Origin of the sequence: Pectobacterium parvum (assembly GCF_020971565.1) — a bacterium.
Lineage (GTDB): Bacteria > Pseudomonadota > Gammaproteobacteria > Enterobacterales > Enterobacteriaceae > Pectobacterium > Pectobacterium polare.
In genome coordinates this window covers 4,527,781-4,547,156 of record NZ_CP087392.1, presented here as the reverse complement: position 1 = coordinate 4,547,156, position 19,376 = coordinate 4,527,781, and the positions used below count along the sequence as shown (strand labels likewise).

The window sequence follows — 19,376 nt, the reverse complement described above, 5'->3', positions numbered from 1 at the left end:
ATCCGAGAGTACCGCAGCCCTTGCCCATCACTTCTATACTGAATTATCTATAGCTTCACTCATAACGTCATGGAATATGACCCTTTTCAGGAGGTAATACGATGTCAGGACAAAATTTGCAGGATCATGAACTGTTTAAAACGGGCTACTTTGCTGCGGGGAAATGGCAGCAGAGCGGCGCGACCTTCGAGGTCGTGAATCCGGCGACGGGCGAGTCGATTGCCAGCGTGGCGAAAGCGGGAAAGAAAGAGGCGCAGGCGGCGATTGACGCCGCCTATGCCGCCTTTCCTGCTTGGAAGCGTAAAACCGCGAAGGAGCGTTCTGAAATTCTGTATCGCTGGTACGAGCTGATTCTGGAAAATAAACGCTATCTGGCGGAGTTGATGACCGCCGAGCAGGGCAAACCCGTGCAGGAAGCCGAAGGCGAAGTTGTTTACGCGGCGAATTTCATTCAGTGGTTTGCTGAGCAGGGCAAGCGGGCGAACGGTGAGATTATTCCGCCTGCTAAGCTCGGATCGAAGATTTACGCCACGCGTGAACCCGTTGGGGTCGTTGTCGCCATTACGCCGTGGAATTTCCCGCTGGCGATGCTGACGCGGAAGCTGGGGCCAGCCCTGGCCGCGGGATGTACCGGTGTTATCAAACCCGCGAACAACACACCGCTGTCTGCGTTTGCGTTGTTGGCGCTGGCACAGCAGGCAGGTGTGCCGGATGGTGTACTCAACGGCGTGGCGGGCGACACGCAGGCGATCAGCGATACCGTCATGGCGAGCGATAAAGTGCGCAAAATTTCCTTCACCGGCTCGACAGAAGTAGGGAAAACGCTGGTGCGTAATGCCGCAGAGACCATGAAGAAAGTGTCGATGGAGCTGGGCGGCAACGCGCCTTATATCGTGTTTGATGACGCAGATATTCAGGCCGCAGTGAAAGGCGCGATAGCTAACCGTTTCCGTAACGCAGGTCAGGTCTGTGTTAGCGCCAACCGGTTTTATATTCAGGACGGCGTCTACGATGAGTTTGTCTCTCTGCTCGCGGAAGAAGTGAAGAATCTGAAGGTCGGCAACGGTATGGATGACGGCGTCGTGCTCGGCCCGCTGATTGACGATGCTGCTGTCGAGAAGGTGGAAAAGCACGTCAATGACGCGGTGAAAAAGGGGGGTAAGACGCTTGTCGGTGGTAAACGGCACAAGCTGGGCCACAGCTTCTTTGAGCCGACGGTGATTGTTGATGCCAACGAAGCGATGTTACTGGCGCAGGAAGAAACGTTTGGCCCGATTGCTCCCTGTTTCCGTTTCAAAACGGAAGAAGAAGTGATTCAGCGCGCCAACAATACGCCGTTTGGTCTGGCGGCTTACTTCTACAGCCAGAATTTGCAGCGAGTGTTCCGCGTGGCAGAAGCGTTGGAGAGCGGCATGATTGGCATTAACGAGTGCGCGGTTTCAACCGAGTTGGCCCCCTTCGGCGGTGTGAAAGAGTCAGGATTAGGCCGCGAAGGCTCTGTTTTAGGGCTGGACGAGTTTCTGGAAGTGAAAACCTGGCATTTGGGCGGGTTGTGATCTGAATGGATGTTGTGCTCGGAATTGGTCGTGAATCCGATTGAATACCGGTAAGACAATAGAGTAATACATGGGATGAGTGAGTCAGACTCCTCATCCCACGATCGCCGTTAGTCTGTGGTTTCAGCCAGTTCGCGCAGATACTGGAAGATCTGGCGGGCGGATTTCGGCGGCTTATTCGTCGCTTTCTCTTTCTGCGCATTACGCACCAGAGAACGCAACTGCTGACGGTCAGCGTGAGGATACAGCGCCAGAATATCAGGAACCACATCGTCACCTTCTTCAATCAGACGGTCACGCAGCTGTTCCAGTTTATGGAATAACGCCACCTGCTGATTATGACGGTTGTTCAGCTTATCCAGCGCGGTTTGGATCGGCTCTGGATCGCGGGCGCGCAGCATTTTACCAATCAGCTGTAGCTGACGGCGGCGGCCTTCTTTCTTGATTCGCTGCGCCAGTTCCACTGCCGCACGCAGATCATCGTCCAACGGGATCTTCTCCAGGGCGTTCTTGCCCAGCTCGACCAGTTCCGCGCCGAGATCTTTCAGCGCTTCGGCATCGCGCTTTATTTCACTTTTGCTGACCCAGATAATTTCATCATCTTCGTCGTCTTCTTGGTTATCGGGGGCGTCGTTCAGCCAGTCTTCGTATTTTTGCTTCATGGTTGGCTCCTAAAAAGTGTCCAGGAGCAATTCGTAACGCTACGTGTAGCGGCTCCGGGATGGTGAACAGCGTGCCCACCAGAAAAAAGAGGCTGATACTAACAGGTTTGGGCTTTGGGCGAAATTGTCCGTAGATCCTGTTAGACTAGAAAGCATTATGCTACACCATTTTATGCTCGTCATACTTCAAGTTGCATGTGCGTTGGCTGCGTTCAGTCACCCGAATCACTTACTTGAGTAAGCTCATCGGGATTCCTTCGCTTGCCGCCTTCCTGAAACTTGAATTATTTAGAGCGTATTTCTCTCCACTCCTATTTTTCGAGTGGGGATGATGGTGAGCTTTCTTCCACTCATTATGGCAGAACAATGACGATAACTACTCAGGTTGCAGAGCAGCGTAAAGCGCTGGAGCTCGCGGTTGCTCAGGCGCTGGAACTGGCGCGTGCCGGTTCTGATGCGGCAGAAGTCGCGGTGTCAAAAACGACGGGCATTAGCGTCAGTACCCGTTATGGTGAGGTTGAAAATGTTGAATTCAACAGCGATGGCGCGTTGGGCATTACGGTTTATCACCAACAGCGTAAAGGCAGCGCATCGTCTACCGATCTCAGCCCGGATGCGATAGCCCGTACCGTACAGGCCGCGCTGGATATTGCGCGTTATACCTCTGTCGATCCTTTTGCTGGTCCGGCGGATCGGGATCTTCTGGCGTTCGACACGCCGGATCTGGATCTGTTCCATCCGACCGAGCTGGATGCGGATCGCGGCATTGAATTAGCCGCTCGCGCAGAGCAGGCCGCATTACAGGCAGACAAGCGCATCACTAACACCGAAGGTGGCAGTTTTAACAGCCACTACGGTGTGAAGGTGTTCGGCAATAGCCACGGCCTACTGAAAAGCTACTGCTCTAGCCGTCACTCCATGTCCAGCTGTGTGATTGCCGAAGTGAATGGCGATATGGAGCGGGATTATGCCTATAGCGTCGGCCGTGCGTTGGATGACTTGCGCAGCCCGGAATGGGTGGGCGAAGAGTGCGCGCGCCGCACATTATCCCGCTTGTCACCGCGTAAACTGCCCACCATGCAGGCACCGGTGATGTTTTCTGCGGAGGTGGCGACGGGCCTGTTTGGCCATTTGGTTGGCGCCATCAGCGGCGGCAGCGTTTATCGTAAATCGACCTTCCTGCTGGATAAGCTCGGTCAGCAGATTCTGCCGGAGTGGCTAACGATTGAGGAGCAACCGCACTTGCTCAAAGGGCTGGCTTCTACGCCGTTCGACAGCGAAGGCGTACGGACGCAGGCGCGTGACATTGTGAAGGCGGGCGTGTTGCAGACTTGGCTCATGACAAGCTACTCCGCGCGTAAGCTGGGCATGCAGAGTACCGGCCATGCGGGTGGTATTCATAACTGGCGGATTGCCGGACAGGGTCTGGATTTCAACGGTATGTTGAAACAGATGGGCAAAGGCCTGCTGGTGACCGAACTGATGGGGCAGGGGGTAAGCGGTGTGACGGGTGACTATTCCCGTGGAGCATCCGGCTTCTGGGTCGAAAACGGCGAAATTCAATATCCGGTCAGCGAGATTACGATCGCGGGTAACCTGAAAGACATGCTGCGTAATATTGTGACGGTGGGGAATGATATCGAAACCCGAAGCAATATCCAATGTGGTTCCGTTCTGCTGCCAGCGATGAAGATCGCAGGGGAATAAGCCTGCTCTTCGTGAGTAACCGTCGCCGTCGGCAGTGTCCGACGGCTGTTACTCTATCTCTGACTTAGCGGTGGTACTCGCCCGCAGCTTCTGGCTGATAGAGTAGTTCTAGTACTTCAATTCGCGTTTCTTCACCGTTTGGCAATTGCCAGGTGATCGAATTTCCCACATGCATTCCCAATAGTGCCGCACCCAGCGGAGCCATCACCGACAGCGGTTCTTTGCTGTCCTTCACTGCGGCTGGATAAACCAGCGTGCGGATGTGCTCTTCGTTGGTATTCAGATCGCGGAAACGCACCCGACTATTCATGGTGACGACATGTGAGGGAATCGATGCCGCAGGCAGAATGTCTGCCCGATCCAGCTCCTCATTCAACGCCTGTGCGATATCGCTGTCCGCAAAGGCGGGCTGCTCCAATAACATATCCAGACGTTCCGCATCCAATTCACTGATTGTCAGGTTAGGTTTCGTCATACTCCTCTCCAGTTGGTATTTTCAGATGATATAAAAATAACCCCCGCGCCCAAAGGAGCAGGGGGTATAAGAAAATATTATGATTTATATAGGTAGATAGTAGGAGGTTCGGAAGGGAAAGTGAAGCGATCCTTGTCACGAAGGCTGGCAGATAGCTGGCTAAGGAAATAGCTAGTCCTCGTCGAACCCGGCTTCGAACAGCTCGATGACGGCGGTAAGCGCCTGTGCTTCATCCGGACCAGTGGCTTCTACCTCGATGAGACGCCCTTTGGCGGAATCCAGCATCAGCATGGCAATCACGCTGCTGGCTTCGGCTTCGGTGCCGCTGTCATTGCGCAGTATCACTTCTGCATCAAAGCTCTGCACCAGCTCGAACAACTTCATCGCTGGGCGAGCGTGCATGCCCAGCTTGTTTTTTATTTCAACCGTTTGCTGGACTGTCATGGGGTACCTGGCTGCACTGTCTTGCTGAATATTATGAGGGTTTACGTTTTTCCAGCGTACGGTGGCGCGACTGTACGTTCTTACCGCGTGAGCGGAAGTAGTCTGCCAGCTGTTCAGCAACGTAGACGGAACGGTGTTTACCGCCGGTACAGCCAATGGCAACAGTCAGATAGCTACGATTATTGGTTTCCAGCATCGGCAGCCACAGTTCCAGATAGCTGCGTGTCTGGTAGATGAAGTTGTGAACTTCGGTATGTCTGTCGAGGAATGAGGCGACGGGCTTATCCAGACCGGTCATCGGGCGCAGTTTCGGATCCCAGTGTGGGTTTGGCAGGAAGCGCACGTCAAAGACATAATCCGCATCGATAGGAATGCCATGCTTGAATCCGAATGATTCGAACACCATCGTGAGTTCGCGTTCCCGCTTGCCGAGCAGTCGAGTACGCAGCATCTCAGCCAGTTCGTGCACCGACATCTCTGAGGTATCGATAATCAGATCGGCGCGTGAACGTAGTGGTTCCAGCAGGTCGCTTTCTTCATCAATAGCGCTTTCCAGCGACAGATTCTTGCTGGACAGCGGGTGCAGGCGACGGGTATCGCTATAGCGGCGGATCAACGTATTGCGATCGGCATCCAGAAACAGCAATTGAGGCGAGAAGCTGGGTGGCAGTTGCTCCATGGCATGCTCGAAGATCTCTGGGGATTCCGGCATATTGCGCACGTCAATGCTGACCGCTGCGGAAATGTTACGCGCCGCAAGCGTATTAGCCAGTTCTGGCAGTAGAACCACTGGCAGGTTATCTACGCAGTAGAACCCCATATCTTCCTGTGCGCGCAGGGCGACAGATTTCCCTGAACCTGAGCGACCGCTGACAATCATCAGTACCATCTGACGACTCCCCTCTGGCAACGTGATGGCGAATTTTCATTGCCATGATTTTTATGATGTATCGCTAAAAAATGACGGCTTAGCGCACGGATTGCAAGTATTCTCTCGTTCTACTGCGAATAGCCCGTCATCGTGAGTATGACGATCGTCTGGTTTAACCCGCTTCCGTCATAATCAGGTACAGCTCTTCATCGCTTTGCGCCGCGCGTAGGCGTCGGCAAACCGTTTTATCCGCCAGTCGCTTGGCAACAAGCGATAGGGTATGCAAATGGGTTTTACATTGTTCCGCCGGAACCAGCAAGGCAAAAAGCAGATCAACGGCCTGATTATCAATAGCATCGAAAGCGATCGGTTGCTCTAACTGGATGAAAACACCGATGGCACCCAGCGCATTATCGTCTTCCAGCTTACCGTGAGGAATGGCAATGCCGCCGCCGATTCCCGTGCTGCCCATGCGTTCGCGGGTGAGGATGGCATCAAAAATAATCTGCGAAGGAATGTTAAGCTGCTTTGCGGCCAGCTCGCTGATAATTTCCAATGCCCGTTTCTTACTCTGGCAGTGGACGGTGCTTCGGGTGCACTCAGGACGTAATACGGTGCTGAGCTGCAATACGGGATCGTGGTTCATTTTATTTTCACTTAACGACGCTTTCACTTCTGGTGATCCCGACCCACCCGATGGATGGGCCGAGTTTGTTCCTTTGCCAAACGGCAAAGGAGAAAATTAGTGCTGCTTAAGTTTATCTTTATGCTTATTGAGCTGTCTCGCCAGCTTATCAATCAATAAATCTATCGCGGCGTACATATCTGCCGCCTCTGAGGTTGCATGCAGCTCGCCGCCATTAACGTGGAGCGTGGCCTCGGCAATTTGCTGAACTTTTTCCACTCTCAATACCACATTGACCTGATTAATCCGGTCAAAATACTGCTCTAATTTGGCAAACTTGCCATTCACAAAATCACGCAGTGGTTCAGTGATATCGATGTGGTGTCCGGTAATGTTGAGCTGCATAGTGTCTTCCTTCTCTGTTGAGATCAAACCAGTTGTTTACGCTGATTCGATGGTGGGATAGATAAAGACTCTCGGTATTTTGCCACGGTTCGACGCGCCACGATGATGCCCTGATCGGAGAGCAGCGCCGTCAGCTTGCTATCGCTTAGTGGTTTCACGGGGTTTTCCGCCGCGATAAGCTTCTTCACCAGCGCGCGGATTGCCGTTGACGACGCTTCTCCGCCGCTATCGGTATTAACGTGGCTGGAGAAGAAATATTTTAGTTCAAAAATGCCACGTGGGCTGTGCAGGAACTTTTGTGTCGTCACGCGTGAGATGGTGGATTCATGCATATCCACTGCCTGCGCGATGTCTGCCAGTACCATGGGTTTCATGAATTCTTCACCCTGCTCGAAGAAATCCTGCTGTTGCTCGACGATGCAGCGAGTCACTTTCAGTAGTGTGTCGTTGCGACTTTCCAGGCTTTTGATGAGCCAGCGCGCTTCTTGCAGATTGCTGCGGATAAACTGTCCGTCGCTGTCGTTGCGCGCGCTGTTACCCAGCGCAGCGTATTGCTGGTTAATCTGCAAGCGGGGAACGCTGTCAGTGTTCAGTTCAACGGACCAGATTCCCTGAACTTTACGAACCAGCACGTCAGGGATGACGTATTCGGATTCACCCGTGTTGATCGACTGCCCAGGGCGGGGATCGAGCGACTGGATCAGCGCCAGTGCTTCTTTCAGCACGTCTTCTTTCAGGCGCGTTACACGGATCAGACTGCGGAAATCATGGTTGGCTAACAGATCGAGATGATCGCTGACGATCAGACGAGCTTCAGCCAGACGTGGCGTGCTGTCGGCGAATTGGGAAAGCTGCACCAGCAGGCAATCGCGCAGATCGCGAGCGGCGACGCCAACGGGATCGAAGCGCTGCACGCGTTTGAGTACGGCTTCGACTTCTTCCAGCGTCACGTCGTCATCACCGATGCTGTCAAGAATGTCTTCCAGCGGCACGGTCAGGTAGCCAGTGTTGTCCACGGCATCGACGATAGAGGTCGCGATGGCGGCGTCGGTGTCTGAAAACGGCGTCAGCTCAACCTGCCACATCAGGTAGTCCTGAAGCGTTTGCGTGGTTTCGCCTTGATAAATCGGCAGCTCTTCATCGCGATAGTCGGTGCCGGTGCCTGACGGCGTGCCTGCGGAGTAGATTTCATCCCAGGTGGCATCAAGCGGCAATTCTTCCGGCATATCCCTTTGTTCAAGAGCTTCACCGGTATCCAGTGAATCGCTGTCTGCCTTTTCAAATGACTCGATTTCGTCGTGCTGATCCGTTTGTTCGAGCAACGGATTACTTTCTAACGCCAGTTGAATCTCCTGTTGCAATTCAAGCGTGGACAGTTGCAACAGACGGATCGCCTGTTGGAGCTGTGGAGTCATGGCCAGTTGCTGGCTAAGCCTGAGTTGCAAACCTTGCTTCATAAATCGCGCTAACGTCCCATAAGTACTGCAAAGATAAAATATTACCCTATCAGAGTCGGAAGCCTTCGCCCAGATACACGCGTTTTACCTGTTCATCGGCCAGAATATCGGTCGGTGAACCGTGGGCGATCAGGTTACCCTGACTCACGATGTAGGCTCGTTCACAGACATCAAGCGTTTCGCGGACGTTATGATCGGTAATCAACACGCCAAGCCCGCTGTCACGCAGATGCTCAATGATTTTTTTAATATCCAGTACGGAGATCGGGTCTACGCCCGCAAACGGTTCATCCAGCAGGATGAACTTCGGATTCGCTGCCAGCGCACGCGCAATCTCTACGCGGCGTCTTTCTCCACCGGACAGCGATTGTCCCAGACTATCGCGCAAATGAATAATATGGAATTCTTCCATTAGCTCATTGGCACGATCTTCCTGCTGTTCGGTCGTCAGATCTTTACGGATCTGTAACACCGCCATCAGATTGTCATACACGCTTAAGCGACGGAAGATAGAGGCTTCCTGCGGCAGATAGCCGATGCCGCGCAGCGCACGTTCGTGCAAAGGAAGCAGGCTGATGTCATCGTCGTCAATGACGATGCGTCCTTCATCACGCGGGACGATGCCCACCACCATGTAGAACGTTGTCGTTTTGCCAGCACCGTTCGGCCCGAGCAGGCCGACGATTTCACCAGAATTAACGGTGAGGCTGACGTTTTCTACGACCTTACGGCCTTTGTACGCCTTGGCTAGATTTTCTGCGGTTAATGTTGCCATAACTTATTCGGTGACCCGTGGTTGCGGTTGCTGAGAACGAGAAGGCTGGCTCTTGTTCTCTTTCTCCTGAAGCTGAGAAGGAACCAACACCGTCGTCACGCGTTTTCCTTTATCGCTGGTCGCTTCCATCTGCTGCTGTTTCACCAGATAAGTGATGCGATCGCCTTTGACATTGCTGTCCTGCTGTTCCAGATAAGCATTGCCTGTGAGTACCAGAAAGTCTTTGGCCAGCTCGTAGCGGATTTTCTGTGCGTGACCTTTCACCGGCTTGCCATTGTCCTGCATCTGGTAGAACGTCACGGGGTTGCCGTAACCTTCCACCACTTCACTGCCTTGCGTGCCTTGTGGACGCGTCACGACGACCTTATCGGCTTTCACCTCAATCGTCCCTTGTTTTACGACAACATTGCCGGTGAACGTCACCGTATTGCCCTGCATGTCCAGAGATTGCTGTGCTGAATCAATGTGAATAGGTTGGTTGCTATCGCCAGTGACGGCAACGGCGGAAACGCTGACGGCGAACAGCGAGCTGGCGATCAGGGTGTTACGCATCAGATTATTGGTTTTGGATTTCATAAGAGGTTTTTACCTTTTCGATCAACTCGGCCGTTTTGTTACGCAGATTCCCGCGCATTTTCATTCCGCTTGAGGTAAAGCTGGCACCGTACAGGGTGACTTCATCATCGGAGGAGACGTCCTGCGTTACCAGATTCACCTGGGCATTATTCGTTGTGATGCGCTGAAGCTGTGCGTCTTTCGTCAGGCTATTCACCTCGACGTTGCCGTACAAATAGAGCATCTTGTCTTTTGTCAGCTTGGCGCGATCGGCGCGTACTGACCAGGTTGCCGTACCCTGTTCATTGAACAACGTGGCAACAGGCGTGGTAAACCAGCTCAACTGTTCGTCGTTGAAATACTCCGCTTTTTCCGAAATCAGTCTGTAGCTCAGCTTACCGGCGGGGCTGTATACCTGCGTGTTGGTCTTTTCGCTGGTATAAACTGGCACGGCGGGGTCGTTTGCATCCGGTGCTGTTACCGTGTCCTCATCCGCAATATTCCAGCCGATGAGGATAAGCACCAACAGAGCCAGAAAAGCGGTGAGCCAACGCTTGGTTTTACTCATATTGACAACCCTTTGGCATGCTCCAGCTTGTCCTGCGAGAACAGAATCAAATCACACAGCTCACGTACTGCGCCGCGGCCTCCCGCAATGCGGGTGACATAATCTGCGCGCGGCAATAACAGCGGATGGGCATCAGCCACGGCAACGCTCAGCCCGACCTGTGCCATCACTGGCCAGTCGATCATATCGTCGCCGATATACGCGACCTGATTTGCCGTTACTGACAGTTTATCCAACAGATCGTTGAAGGCCAAAACCTTATCCGATTGCCCCTGATAAAGATGGTTAATGCCCAGCGTTTTACACCGATCTTCCAGCAATTTTGCTGAACGCCCGGTAATGATGGCAACCTCAATATCGGATGTCAGCAAGCAGCGAATACCATAACCGTCGCGGACGTTAAAGGCTTTCAGCTCTTCGCCGTGATTACCCCTATAAATCAGACCATCGGACATCACGCCGTCAACGTCGCAGATTAACAGGCGAACCTCACGGGCTTTATCCAGTACCTGTTGATCGACAGACCCATAGCAGGTATCGGTTTGCGCCCTGACTTCACTCATTCACTATTATCCTTTCTTTTTAAACCACGCCAGCCCGCAGCATATCGTGCATATGGACGATCCCGACCAGACGATCGTTTTCTGCCACCAGCACGGAGGTGATGTGGCGCGACTGCATCAGGTTAAGTGCATCCACCGCCAGCGTTTGCGGTGCGACCCGGATGCCGCCCGCGGTCATCACATCAGCAATGCGCGCGCTGTTCAAGTCAATATTCATGTCGAAGATACGGCGCAGGTCACCATCGGTAAAGATGCCCTGAATTTTCATATCCGCCTCGCAGATTACCGTCATACCCAGATTTTTGCGCGTAATTTCCACCAGCGCATCACGTAATGAGGCATCGTGTGGGACATGGGGAATCTCATCGCCCGAATGCATGATATCGCTGACGCGCAGTAAAAGTTTGCGGCCGAGTGCGCCACCAGGGTGAGAAAGGGCGAAATCTTCTGCGGTAAAGCCGCGCGCCTGTAACAAGGCTACGGCCAGCGCATCTCCCATGACCAGCGTTGCAGTAGTGCTGGTGGTGGGCGCCAGACCGAGCGGGCAGGCTTCCTGTGGGACATGAACACACAGGTGAATATCCGCTGTTTTCCCCATTATACTTTCCGGTGCGCTGGTCATGCAGATCAGGAATACTTTCTGGCGTTTCAGAACGGGAATCAGCGACAGAATTTCATGGGACTCGCCAGAGTTGGAAATGGCGATCACGATATCGTGTGGCGTCACCATGCCGAGGTCACCGTGGCTGGCTTCGCCGGGATGAACAAAAAAAGCAGGTGTGCCGGTGCTGGCGAAGGTCGCGGCAATTTTGCAGCCGATATGGCCGGATTTGCCCATTCCCATTACCACCACTTTGCCTTCGCAGTGAAATATCTTTTTGCAGGCGAGGGTAAAATTGTCGTCAATGTATTGATCTAATTGCGCAAGCCCATCGCGTTCGATACTCAGTACCTGCTTGCCGGCCTGCTGGAAATCGAAATCCGCGGGTAGTTCATGAGCCTTTTGTCGCGAGTGATCGGCTTGTGATGCATGATCGGATAGTGCACGGTCAGACTGCTGTTTTAGATGCGCATCTTGTTCAAACTGTGACATACCAATAGTCCTGATTATGATGAAAAACAGAGCGTCTTATGAAAAACAAAACTTCTTATGAAAAACAAAACTGCTTATGAAAAGCAAAATAGGGCCGTCAGATAGGCGATAAATGCGCAACATAATAATGCGCCAGGGCCCTGTCCTATACGGCGTTTTTTGCTGAGGCACAGTGCGGTTAATAGCACGCTTGCCGCCAGCATGACCCAATAGTCGCGCTGAAAAACCTGAGGGTTCAGTGCGCCTGGCGAGAACAGAGCAGGTACGCCCAGAACAATCGCGATATTAAAAATGTTCGAGCCAATCAGGTTGCCCAGCGCAATGTCATCTTCTTTCTTCAACGTCCCGACGATGGCGGTAGCAAGCTCAGGCAGGCTGGTGCCAATCGCCAATATGGTCAGCCCGATGGTCAACTCGCTGACATCGAAGTAGCGTGCAATGACGGTGGCGTTATCCACCACCATGCGGGCGGCCATGGGTAAAATAATCATACCGAGAATCAGCCACAACACGGCGACCATCTGGCTGCTGTCATCCTGCGGGAGTTCCGCCAGCTGTTCGCGCGTCAGGCTATCGCCGCCTTCTCGCTGCGCCTGTTGTGCCATGCGAAGTATCAACACCAGACACAGAATGGCGGCCAAGAGCAGCATTATGCCGTCGGCACGGCTCAGGTAGCTATCATGCAGTAAAACACCACACAATAAAGTGACGGACAACATGAGCGGTAATTCCCGGCGCAGGATGGCCGAATGTACCGTTAGCGGGCGAATGAGTGCCGCGCTGCCGAGAATGAGTAAAATATTGGTGATATTGGAGCCCAGAACATTACCAACGGCCATGTCGCGTTGATCGTTTAAGGCAGCAGTAACCGAAACAATCAGCTCGGGTAGCGAGGTGCCAAAGCCGACAATAGTGATGCCAATGACGAAAGGAGGTAAGCCAAGAGAACGCGCAAGCACGGCGGCACCATAGACAAGACGATCGGCACCGTAAACCAGTAATAGCAAACCAACGAACAAGAGTAGTGTTGCAAAAAGCATGCAGCGTCCTTTAATAGGATATATACCCATCATACTTCAAGCTGCATGTGCGTTGGCTTTTCTCTCTCACCCCAGTCACTTACTGATGTAAGCTCCCGGGGATGAATGAGAGACATATTGTCTCTCACCAGAGGTCAGCCTTTGGCTGCTCAAATTCGTCTTTGACGAGTTTGTCGCTGCGTCGCCGCCTTCCTGCAACTCGAATTATTTAGTGTATAATCACCGGCCTGTTGTCGAATAAGTCAGTATTTCTGGACGATTTTCGCACAAAAAGCATTTTTCTGTGATGAGTGCTAATTCTGACGGTGCTTGGCGAAAAAGTAAAACCTGTCGCGATAAGTAAAACCCAGTAACGGTTTGTGCCGCCATTTTGGACAAGAACTTACGGTAAGTTTTTGTAAAACTCGCACCTTGATGAAAGCCAGCCGTTAGGCTGGAGTGAAAGACCTCTTTATGAGCGTACTGATGGGTAAGGAATGGAAATAATGAACCATGAGGCAACTAATCTGGTCGAGATCCGTGGTCTTAGCTTTCGGCGCGGAGAACGAGAGATTTTTACAGACATCACGCTGAATGTGCCTAAAGGCAAGGTCACTGCGATTATGGGGCCTTCCGGTATCGGTAAAACTACGCTGCTGCGCCTGATTGGCGGACAGCTACCGCCAGACAGCGGCGAAATTTGGTTTGATGGCGAGAATATCCCGACACTGTCGCGCAGCGAGCTGTATAACGCGCGCAAGAAAATGAGCATGTTGTTTCAGTCTGGGGCGTTATTCACCGATTTGAACGTGTTTGATAATGTCGCCTGGCCGCTGCGTGAACATACTCAACTGCCGGAATCGCTGTTGCGTAGCATCGTCATGATGAAGCTGGAAGCGGTAGGTCTACGCGGTGCGGCGGAACTGATGCCTGCGGAGCTTTCCGGCGGCATGGCGCGGCGCGCGGCGCTGGCGAGAGCGATTGCACTTGACCCCGAACTGATTATGTTTGATGAGCCTTTTGTTGGGCAAGACCCGATCACACTGGGAATACTGGTGAAACTCATCGATGAGTTGAATCATGCTTTGGGCGTGACCTGCATTGTGGTTTCTCACGATGTGCCGGAGGTGATGAGCATCGCCGATTACGCGTATATCGTGGCCGACAAGCGGGTGGTGGGGGAAGGGACAGCGGATCAACTGAGGGCGAACAATGACCCGCAGGTTCGTCAGTTCCTGGATGGTATCGCCGACGGGCCAGTGCCTTTCCGTTTTCCGGCTGGTGACTATAAAGCGTCGCTGCTAGGTTCAGGGGGTTAACGCAGTCATGTTATTACGGACGTTGGCGTCGTTGGGGCGTCAGGGAATCTCCACCAGTGCCTCGTTTGGGCGCGCCGGGCTGATGCTGTTTAATGCTCTGGTGGGTAAACCCGAATTCAGAAAACAGTGGCCGCTGTTGGTAAAACAGCTTTACAGCGTTGGCGTGCAGTCGCTGCTGATCATCATGGTTTCCGGCCTGTTTATCGGCATGGTGCTGGGGTTACAGGGCTATCTCATCCTGACGACTTACAGCGCCGAGGCCAGCTTGGGCATGATGGTGGCGCTGTCACTGCTGCGTGAACTTGGTCCGGTGGTGACGGCATTGTTGTTCGCCGGACGTGCGGGTTCCGCGCTGACGGCGGAAATTGGCCTGATGAAGGCAACGGAACAGCTCTCCAGTATGGAGATGATGGCGGTTGATCCGCTGCGCCGCGTGGTCGCGCCGCGTTTCTGGGCGGGGTTAATCAGCATGCCGCTGCTGGCGGTGATTTTTGTCGCCGTGGGCATTTGGGGTGGCGCGCTGGTCGGTGTGGACTGGAAAGGCATCGACAGCGGGTTCTTCTGGTCTGCCATGCAGGGCGCAGTTGACTGGCGTCAGGATGTCTTGAACTGCGTGATTAAAAGTATCGTATTTGCGATTACCGTGACCTGGATTGCACTGTTTAACGGCTATGACGCGATCCCGACGTCTGAAGGGATCAGCCGTGCAACGACCCGAACCGTCGTGCACTCGTCGTTAGCGGTACTGGGATTGGATTTTGTGCTGACAGCACTGATGTTTGGGAACTGAGTCGATGCAAACAAAGAAAACTGAAGTCTGGGTTGGTGTGTTTATGTTGATCGCGCTGGCTGCTATCCTCTTTTTATGTCTGAAAGTCGCCGATCTCAAATCGATTGGTAACGAGCCGACGTACCGCCTGTATGCGACGTTTGACAACATTGGCGGGCTGAAGGCGCGTTCTCCGATCAGAATTGGCGGCGTGGTTGTTGGCCGCGTAGCGGATATTTCGCTGGACGAGAAAACGTACCTGCCGCGTGTGGCAATGGATATTCAGCAGCGCTACGATCATATTCCTGATACCAGTTCTCTGGCCATTCGTACCTCTGGCTTGCTGGGCGAACAGTATCTGGCACTGAACATTGGGTTTGAAGATGAGGAAATGGGCACCGCGATCCTGAAAGACGGTGGTGTGATTCAGGACACCAAATCAGCGATGGTGCTTGAAGACCTCATCGGCCAATTCCTATATAAGAGCGGTAGCAATAGCGAAGATAATGCCGGTCAATCGGGTTCGGAGCCGGGTGCCAATCCTGCGGCAACCCCTGAACACAACAACGAACCTGTTCCTTCACATCCATAAGAGGATATCTGCATGTTTAAACGTTTACTGATGGTGGCTTTACTGGTGGTCGCGCCATTAGCCAACGCGGTGGATCAAACGAATCCCTATCGTTTAATGAATGAAGCGGCGGAAAAAACTTTTGATCGTTTAAAGAATGAACAGCCAAAAATCAAACAAAATCCTGATTATTTGCGTACGGTCGTACGTGAAGAGCTGCTGCCATATGTTCAGGTGAGATACGCCGGTGCGCTGGTTCTGGGCCGTTACTACAAAGATTCGACACCGGCTCAGCGTGATGCCTATTTCAAAGCGTTTGAAGCTTATCTGGAGCAGGCTTACGGACAGGCGTTGGCGATGTATAACGGGCAGTCTTATCAGATCGCTCCTGAACAGCCGCTGGGCAATGCCGATATCGTTTCCATTCGCGTCACCATCACTGATAACGGCGGCCGTCCTCCGATACGTCTCGATTTCCAATGGCGTAAAAACAGTAAAACCGGTAACTGGCAGGCATACGACATGATTGCCGAAGGTGTCAGTATGATCACCACCAAGCAGAACGAGTGGGCGGCAATATTGCGTCAGAACGGCGTGGATGGCCTGACTAAACAACTGGAATCCTCGGCGAAGCAGACCATCACGTTGGATCAGAAAAAGTAATTTGGGTGTGAACATGGTGAACGCATTGAACTGGCAAGCGCAGGACTCCACGCTGGCGTTAACGGGCGATCTGGATCGTGAAACGCTGTTACCGTTCTGGCAGCAGCGTGAATCGTTGCTGGCGGGTAAAACCACGCTGGATGTGTCTGGATTAAATCGCGTTGATTCTGCCGGGTTAGCATTGCTGATGCACGTTTATCAGCAGCCATCTTCAGGCGGAGAGATAGCGATTGTCGGTGCCAGCGATCGGCTAAAAACGCTCATTGCGCTCTATAACCTGAATGAAATCATTCCTGTGTCTTAAACCGTAACGCGGGTTACTAGATTCGCCCCTTTAGGCATCGTCTGAAGGGGCGCATTCTTTGTTTAAGATAGCGCCATATTCATCTAAGATACCTCCCTGTAAATCATCTCCCCCTGACATAGAAATCGAGAGCGATGGAAAATAACGAAATTAAAGACGTGCTGATGAACGCATTGGCACTGGAAGAAGCCCATGTTTCTGGTGATGGCAGCCATTTTCAGGTCATCGTAGTGGGCGGACTTTTTGCTGGAATGAGCCGAGTAAAAAAACAGCAGGCTGTTTATGCGCCGCTGATGGAGTACATCGCGGATAACCGTATTCATGCGCTGTCGATCAAGGCTTACACGCCGGAAGAGTGGCAACGCGACCGTAAACTGAACGGCTTCTAAGTATTATTCCCCGTACGAGTGGGAATAAACTGCTGATATCAGTGTGACGACATATTGAATTAAGACATCGAGATACAAAGACTATGGATAAATTTCGTGTTCAGGGCCCAACCCGCTTAGCGGGGGAAGTGACCATTTCCGGCGCCAAGAATGCTGCGTTGCCCATCCTGTTCGCTGCGTTACTCGCAGAAGAGCCGGTAGAAATTCAGAACGTACCGAAACTACGCGATATTGATACCACCATGAAGCTGCTGGGTCAGTTGGGTGCGCGCGTTGAGCGTAACGGTTCCGTCCATGTGGATGCCAGCGATGTAAACGTGTTCTGTGCGCCGTACGATCTGGTGAAAACCATGCGCGCCTCTATTTGGGCTTTAGGGCCGCTGGTGGCGCGTTTTGGTCAAGGTCAGGTCTCGCTGCCCGGCGGCTGTGCGATTGGCGCGCGCCCGGTAGATTTGCACATTTACGGCCTTGAGCAGCTCGGTGCGCAGATCGTACTGGAAGAAGGCTATGTCAAAGCGACGGTTGATGGCCGCCTGAAAGGTGCGCACATCGTGATGGATAAAGTGAGCGTAGGTGCCACGGTCACCATCATGAGCGCGGCAACGCTGGCAGAAGGCACCACGATTATTGAGAACGCGGCGCGTGAACCAGAGATTGTCGATACGGCAAACTTCCTGAATACGCTGGGTGCGAAAATCAGCGGTGCAGGTACGGATAAAATCACCATTGAAGGCGTTGCGCGTCTGGGCGGCGGTGTCTACCGCGTGGTGCCTGACCGTATTGAAACTGGGACATTCCTGGTCGCGGCTGCGGTATCTCGCGGTCAGATTATCTGTCGCAATACCCGTCCTGATACGTTGGATGCGGTATTGGCGAAGCTGCGCGAAGCGGGCGCGGAGATCGAAATTGGCGAAGACTGGATCAGTCTGGATATGCACGGTAAGCGTCCAAAAGCGGTTACCGTTCGCACGTCGCCGCATCCGGGGTTCCCGACCGATATGCAGGCGCAGTTCAGCCTGCTGAATCTGGTTGCGGAAGGGACGGGCGTGATTACCGAAACCATCTTCGAAAACCGCTTCATGCACGTGCCTGAGCTTATCCGTATGGGCGCACAGGCGGAAATTGAGAGCAATACGGTAATTTGCCACGGCGTTGATAAGCTGTCTGGTGCGCAGGTGATGGCGACCGACTTACGTGCGTCAGCCAGTCTGGTATTAGCGGGCTGTATCGCAGAAGGTGTGACGATAGTCGATCGTATTTATCATATCGATCGTGGCTATGACCGCATCGAAGACAAGCTGCGTGGATTAGGTGCGAACATCGAGCGCGTTAAAGAGCGCGAGTAAGCGGGTTTCAGCTGAATTAGATTCCGTCAACTGGGTGGGTTCCCACCCGGTTTCTTGTTTACCTGCCGATGTGACCCTTTCGACTGATCCTACATACTGTTATTGGGGGGGAAATTCCTGAATCGTCATCTGTAGCGTGATTTGCTTTTTATCACGCACAATCGCGACTGGAATGACGGTGCCGGGGCGTATTTCCGAAACCTGCTCCATGGTTTCAATAATCGAGCGTGCAGGCTTATTGTTCACGCTAACGATGACGTCTTCGACACGAATACCCGCTTTATCCGCCGGTCCATCTAGGTCGATAGTCTGAACAAGAATACCGCTCAATCTATCCTGTGCATCACGATTGTTGGTCAACGTGCTGTTTTCAATGTTCTCGATCTGCACACCGTTGACGCCAATATAGCCACGCACTACGCGACCATCGCGGATGAGTTTGCCCATCACCTTGGTGGCTAGTGCCACAGGTATCGCGAAGCTAATGCCTTCTGGTGTTTCACCATTGCTGCTTTTATCAAAAGAAAGGGTATTAATACCGACCAGTTCACCGAGCGTGTTGACCAGCGCACCGCCGGAATTTCCGTGGTTAATCGATGCATCGGTTTGCAGCAAGTTCTGGCGTCCTACCTGGCTTCTTTGTTGCCCATAAGCGCTGAGGCTGACGCGACCCGTGGCGCTGATGACGCCCTGCGTGACGGTTTGCCCCAGATTATAAGGGTTGCCGATCGCCATCACGATATCGCCGACGTGCGGTATACGGTCTGGATTCATGGGAATAACGGGCAGATTGACGCCATCAATTTGCAACACGGCTAGGTCGGTCAGGCTATCGGAACCGATCACGCGGGCTTCGTACAGCCTGCCGTCTGATAGCTCTATCTGGATTTGTTGCACGTTATTAATCACATGCTTGTTGGTTAAAATGTACCCTTTTTCATTCATGATGACGCCGGAGCCGAGAGGATGAATAGCGACTTCGTTGGGTTTACCCTCCTTGGCAACCCGGTTATAAACGTTCACCACAGCAGGAGCCGCATGGCTGACACCCTGATGGTAGCTTATGGGCGAACCATTATTTTTATCATTGCCTTTCAGAAACGACGTGCCAGACCCGACAAAGGGCAGTACGGCCAGAATAATACCGGCGACGAGGGCACCAAAGAGTGCTGAACGTAATAACTTAGCGAGCATGGCCGTGATTTACTGTGGAAAGAGGAGATAACGGGAGGATATCATG

The 19,376-nt window shown here is 52.9% G+C and carries 23 protein-coding genes; 9 read left to right on the top strand and 14 right to left on the bottom strand.

Going from position 1 to position 19,376, the window contains the following annotated elements; genetic code table 11:
- The first annotated feature begins 101 nt into the window (after positions 1-101).
- The gene (locus LOZ86_RS20510; RefSeq protein WP_039512727.1) at positions 102-1,556 is read left to right on the top strand and encodes an NAD-dependent succinate-semialdehyde dehydrogenase; all 1,455 of its coding nucleotides are present in this window, start codon (positions 102-104) and stop codon (positions 1,554-1,556) included.
- A 110-nt stretch (positions 1,557-1,666) separates the two neighbouring features.
- Here the strand turns inward: LOZ86_RS20510 and yjgA are convergent, their stop codons facing one another.
- Positions 1,667-2,218, bottom strand: coding sequence for a ribosome biogenesis factor YjgA (yjgA, locus tag LOZ86_RS20505; RefSeq protein ID WP_039482337.1), 552 nt, complete (start codon positions 2,216-2,218; stop codon positions 1,667-1,669).
- Positions 2,219-2,584: 366 nt separating this feature from the next.
- Between yjgA and pmbA the strand changes: the two genes are divergently transcribed.
- Positions 2,585-3,925, top strand: a complete 1,341-nt coding sequence (gene pmbA / locus LOZ86_RS20500; protein ID WP_039512730.1) for a metalloprotease PmbA — start codon at positions 2,585-2,587, stop codon at positions 3,923-3,925.
- Between the two features lie 64 nt (positions 3,926-3,989).
- On the opposite strand, the gene rnk is transcribed toward pmbA, so the two are convergent.
- From rnk to LOZ86_RS20440, 12 genes are all read right to left on the bottom strand, one after another.
- Positions 3,990-4,400, bottom strand: coding sequence for a nucleoside diphosphate kinase regulator (gene rnk, locus LOZ86_RS20495; protein ID WP_039512732.1), 411 nt, complete (start codon positions 4,398-4,400; stop codon positions 3,990-3,992).
- Between the two features lie 171 nt (positions 4,401-4,571).
- Positions 4,572-4,844 carry a PTS phosphocarrier protein NPr gene (gene npr / locus LOZ86_RS20490; protein ID WP_039512734.1) on the bottom strand — a complete coding sequence of 91 codons (273 nt, stop codon included), beginning with the start codon at positions 4,842-4,844 and terminating at the stop codon, positions 4,572-4,574.
- A gap of 31 nt (positions 4,845-4,875) precedes the next feature.
- Positions 4,876-5,733, bottom strand: coding sequence for an RNase adapter RapZ (gene rapZ, locus LOZ86_RS20485; RefSeq protein ID WP_230242704.1), 858 nt, complete (start codon positions 5,731-5,733; stop codon positions 4,876-4,878).
- A gap of 154 nt (positions 5,734-5,887) precedes the next feature.
- Positions 5,888-6,361, bottom strand: a complete 474-nt coding sequence (gene ptsN / locus LOZ86_RS20480; protein WP_039512737.1) for a PTS IIA-like nitrogen regulatory protein PtsN — start codon at positions 6,359-6,361, stop codon at positions 5,888-5,890.
- A gap of 96 nt (positions 6,362-6,457) precedes the next feature.
- Positions 6,458-6,745, bottom strand: coding sequence for a ribosome hibernation promoting factor (gene hpf / locus LOZ86_RS20475; protein ID WP_010296634.1), 288 nt, complete (start codon positions 6,743-6,745; stop codon positions 6,458-6,460).
- A gap of 23 nt (positions 6,746-6,768) precedes the next feature.
- Entirely contained in the window at positions 6,769-8,202 is a 1,434-nt protein-coding gene (gene rpoN / locus LOZ86_RS20470) for an RNA polymerase factor sigma-54 (RefSeq protein ID WP_039512739.1), read from the bottom strand.
- 49 nt (positions 8,203-8,251) lie between these two features.
- Positions 8,252-8,977 (bottom strand): LPS export ABC transporter ATP-binding protein, encoded by a 726-nt coding sequence (gene lptB / locus LOZ86_RS20465; RefSeq protein ID WP_010296638.1) that lies wholly within the window; start codon positions 8,975-8,977, stop codon positions 8,252-8,254.
- Positions 8,978-8,980: 3 nt separating this feature from the next.
- Complete coding sequence (gene lptA / locus LOZ86_RS20460) at positions 8,981-9,553, bottom strand: lipopolysaccharide ABC transporter substrate-binding protein LptA (RefSeq protein WP_039512741.1); 573 nt, start codon at positions 9,551-9,553, stop codon at positions 8,981-8,983.
- Positions 9,534-10,100 carry an LPS export ABC transporter periplasmic protein LptC gene (gene lptC, locus LOZ86_RS20455; RefSeq protein WP_039512744.1) on the bottom strand — a complete coding sequence of 189 codons (567 nt, stop codon included), beginning with the start codon at positions 10,098-10,100 and terminating at the stop codon, positions 9,534-9,536. The genes lptA and lptC overlap by 20 nt, the downstream gene beginning before the upstream one ends.
- A complete protein-coding gene (gene kdsC / locus LOZ86_RS20450; protein WP_230242702.1) occupies positions 10,097-10,663 on the bottom strand; it encodes a 3-deoxy-manno-octulosonate-8-phosphatase KdsC in 567 nt (188 codons plus the stop codon). Before kdsC ends, lptC begins: the two co-directional genes overlap by 4 nt.
- A gap of 19 nt (positions 10,664-10,682) precedes the next feature.
- Positions 10,683-11,756, bottom strand: a complete 1,074-nt coding sequence (gene kdsD / locus LOZ86_RS20445; protein ID WP_230242700.1) for an arabinose-5-phosphate isomerase KdsD — start codon at positions 11,754-11,756, stop codon at positions 10,683-10,685.
- Positions 11,757-11,830: 74 nt separating this feature from the next.
- A complete protein-coding gene (locus LOZ86_RS20440; RefSeq protein ID WP_039482317.1) occupies positions 11,831-12,796 on the bottom strand; it encodes a calcium/sodium antiporter in 966 nt (321 codons plus the stop codon).
- Between the two features lie 485 nt (positions 12,797-13,281).
- Here LOZ86_RS20440 and mlaF point away from each other — a divergent pair, with 485 nt between their 5' ends.
- From mlaF to murA, 7 genes are all read left to right on the top strand, one after another.
- Positions 13,282-14,094 (top strand): phospholipid ABC transporter ATP-binding protein MlaF, encoded by an 813-nt coding sequence (gene mlaF, locus LOZ86_RS20435; protein ID WP_039482315.1) that lies wholly within the window; start codon positions 13,282-13,284, stop codon positions 14,092-14,094.
- A 7-nt stretch (positions 14,095-14,101) separates the two neighbouring features.
- The gene (gene mlaE / locus LOZ86_RS20430; protein WP_010296655.1) at positions 14,102-14,884 is read left to right on the top strand and encodes a lipid asymmetry maintenance ABC transporter permease subunit MlaE; all 783 of its coding nucleotides are present in this window, start codon (positions 14,102-14,104) and stop codon (positions 14,882-14,884) included.
- Positions 14,885-14,888: 4 nt separating this feature from the next.
- A complete protein-coding gene (mlaD, locus tag LOZ86_RS20425) occupies positions 14,889-15,455 on the top strand; it encodes an outer membrane lipid asymmetry maintenance protein MlaD (protein ID WP_039482312.1) in 567 nt (188 codons plus the stop codon).
- A gap of 12 nt (positions 15,456-15,467) precedes the next feature.
- Positions 15,468-16,097, top strand: coding sequence for a phospholipid-binding protein MlaC (mlaC, locus tag LOZ86_RS20420; RefSeq protein WP_039482310.1), 630 nt, complete (start codon positions 15,468-15,470; stop codon positions 16,095-16,097).
- Positions 16,098-16,110: 13 nt separating this feature from the next.
- Positions 16,111-16,401, top strand: coding sequence for a lipid asymmetry maintenance protein MlaB (gene mlaB, locus LOZ86_RS20415; RefSeq protein ID WP_039482510.1), 291 nt, complete (start codon positions 16,111-16,113; stop codon positions 16,399-16,401).
- Between the two features lie 134 nt (positions 16,402-16,535).
- Positions 16,536-16,790, top strand: coding sequence for a BolA family iron metabolism protein IbaG (gene ibaG, locus LOZ86_RS20410; protein ID WP_010280170.1), 255 nt, complete (start codon positions 16,536-16,538; stop codon positions 16,788-16,790).
- 83 nt (positions 16,791-16,873) lie between these two features.
- Positions 16,874-18,136 carry a UDP-N-acetylglucosamine 1-carboxyvinyltransferase gene (gene murA / locus LOZ86_RS20405; protein WP_039512749.1) on the top strand — a complete coding sequence of 421 codons (1,263 nt, stop codon included), beginning with the start codon at positions 16,874-16,876 and terminating at the stop codon, positions 18,134-18,136.
- A gap of 99 nt (positions 18,137-18,235) precedes the next feature.
- On the opposite strand, the gene degS is transcribed toward murA, so the two are convergent.
- Complete coding sequence (degS, locus tag LOZ86_RS20400; RefSeq protein ID WP_039512751.1) at positions 18,236-19,330, bottom strand: outer membrane-stress sensor serine endopeptidase DegS; 1,095 nt, start codon at positions 19,328-19,330, stop codon at positions 18,236-18,238.
- Positions 19,331-19,376 lie beyond the last annotated feature (46 nt).

Excerpts from the sequence above, each read along its gene's own strand:
- LOZ86_RS20510 (WP_039512727.1), top strand. The coding sequence starts at position 102 with ATGTCAGGACAAAATTTGCAGGATCATGAACTGTTTAAAACGGGCTAC.
- yjgA (WP_039482337.1), bottom strand. The coding sequence starts at position 2,218 with ATGAAGCAAAAATACGAAGACTGGCTGAACGACGCCCCCGATAACCAA.
- pmbA (WP_039512730.1), top strand. The coding sequence starts at position 2,585 with ATGACGATAACTACTCAGGTTGCAGAGCAGCGTAAAGCGCTGGAGCTC.
- rnk (WP_039512732.1), bottom strand. The coding sequence starts at position 4,400 with ATGACGAAACCTAACCTGACAATCAGTGAATTGGATGCGGAACGTCTG.
- npr (WP_039512734.1), bottom strand. The coding sequence starts at position 4,844 with ATGACAGTCCAGCAAACGGTTGAAATAAAAAACAAGCTGGGCATGCAC.
- rapZ (WP_230242704.1), bottom strand. The coding sequence starts at position 5,733 with ATGGTACTGATGATTGTCAGCGGTCGCTCAGGTTCAGGGAAATCTGTC.
- ptsN (WP_039512737.1), bottom strand. The coding sequence starts at position 6,361 with ATGAACCACGATCCCGTATTGCAGCTCAGCACCGTATTACGTCCTGAG.
- hpf (WP_010296634.1), bottom strand. The coding sequence starts at position 6,745 with ATGCAGCTCAACATTACCGGACACCACATCGATATCACTGAACCACTG.
- rpoN (WP_039512739.1), bottom strand. The coding sequence starts at position 8,202 with ATGAAGCAAGGTTTGCAACTCAGGCTTAGCCAGCAACTGGCCATGACT.
- lptB (WP_010296638.1), bottom strand. The coding sequence starts at position 8,977 with ATGGCAACATTAACCGCAGAAAATCTAGCCAAGGCGTACAAAGGCCGT.
- lptA (WP_039512741.1), bottom strand. The coding sequence starts at position 9,553 with ATGAAATCCAAAACCAATAATCTGATGCGTAACACCCTGATCGCCAGC.
- lptC (WP_039512744.1), bottom strand. The coding sequence starts at position 10,100 with ATGAGTAAAACCAAGCGTTGGCTCACCGCTTTTCTGGCTCTGTTGGTG.
- kdsC (WP_230242702.1), bottom strand. The coding sequence starts at position 10,663 with ATGAGTGAAGTCAGGGCGCAAACCGATACCTGCTATGGGTCTGTCGAT.
- kdsD (WP_230242700.1), bottom strand. The coding sequence starts at position 11,756 with ATGTCACAGTTTGAACAAGATGCGCATCTAAAACAGCAGTCTGACCGT.
- LOZ86_RS20440 (WP_039482317.1), bottom strand. The coding sequence starts at position 12,796 with ATGCTTTTTGCAACACTACTCTTGTTCGTTGGTTTGCTATTACTGGTT.
- mlaF (WP_039482315.1), top strand. The coding sequence starts at position 13,282 with ATGAACCATGAGGCAACTAATCTGGTCGAGATCCGTGGTCTTAGCTTT.
- mlaE (WP_010296655.1), top strand. The coding sequence starts at position 14,102 with ATGTTATTACGGACGTTGGCGTCGTTGGGGCGTCAGGGAATCTCCACC.
- mlaD (WP_039482312.1), top strand. The coding sequence starts at position 14,889 with ATGCAAACAAAGAAAACTGAAGTCTGGGTTGGTGTGTTTATGTTGATC.
- mlaC (WP_039482310.1), top strand. The coding sequence starts at position 15,468 with ATGTTTAAACGTTTACTGATGGTGGCTTTACTGGTGGTCGCGCCATTA.
- mlaB (WP_039482510.1), top strand. The coding sequence starts at position 16,111 with ATGGTGAACGCATTGAACTGGCAAGCGCAGGACTCCACGCTGGCGTTA.
- ibaG (WP_010280170.1), top strand. The coding sequence starts at position 16,536 with ATGGAAAATAACGAAATTAAAGACGTGCTGATGAACGCATTGGCACTG.
- murA (WP_039512749.1), top strand. The coding sequence starts at position 16,874 with ATGGATAAATTTCGTGTTCAGGGCCCAACCCGCTTAGCGGGGGAAGTG.
- degS (WP_039512751.1), bottom strand. The coding sequence starts at position 19,330 with ATGCTCGCTAAGTTATTACGTTCAGCACTCTTTGGTGCCCTCGTCGCC.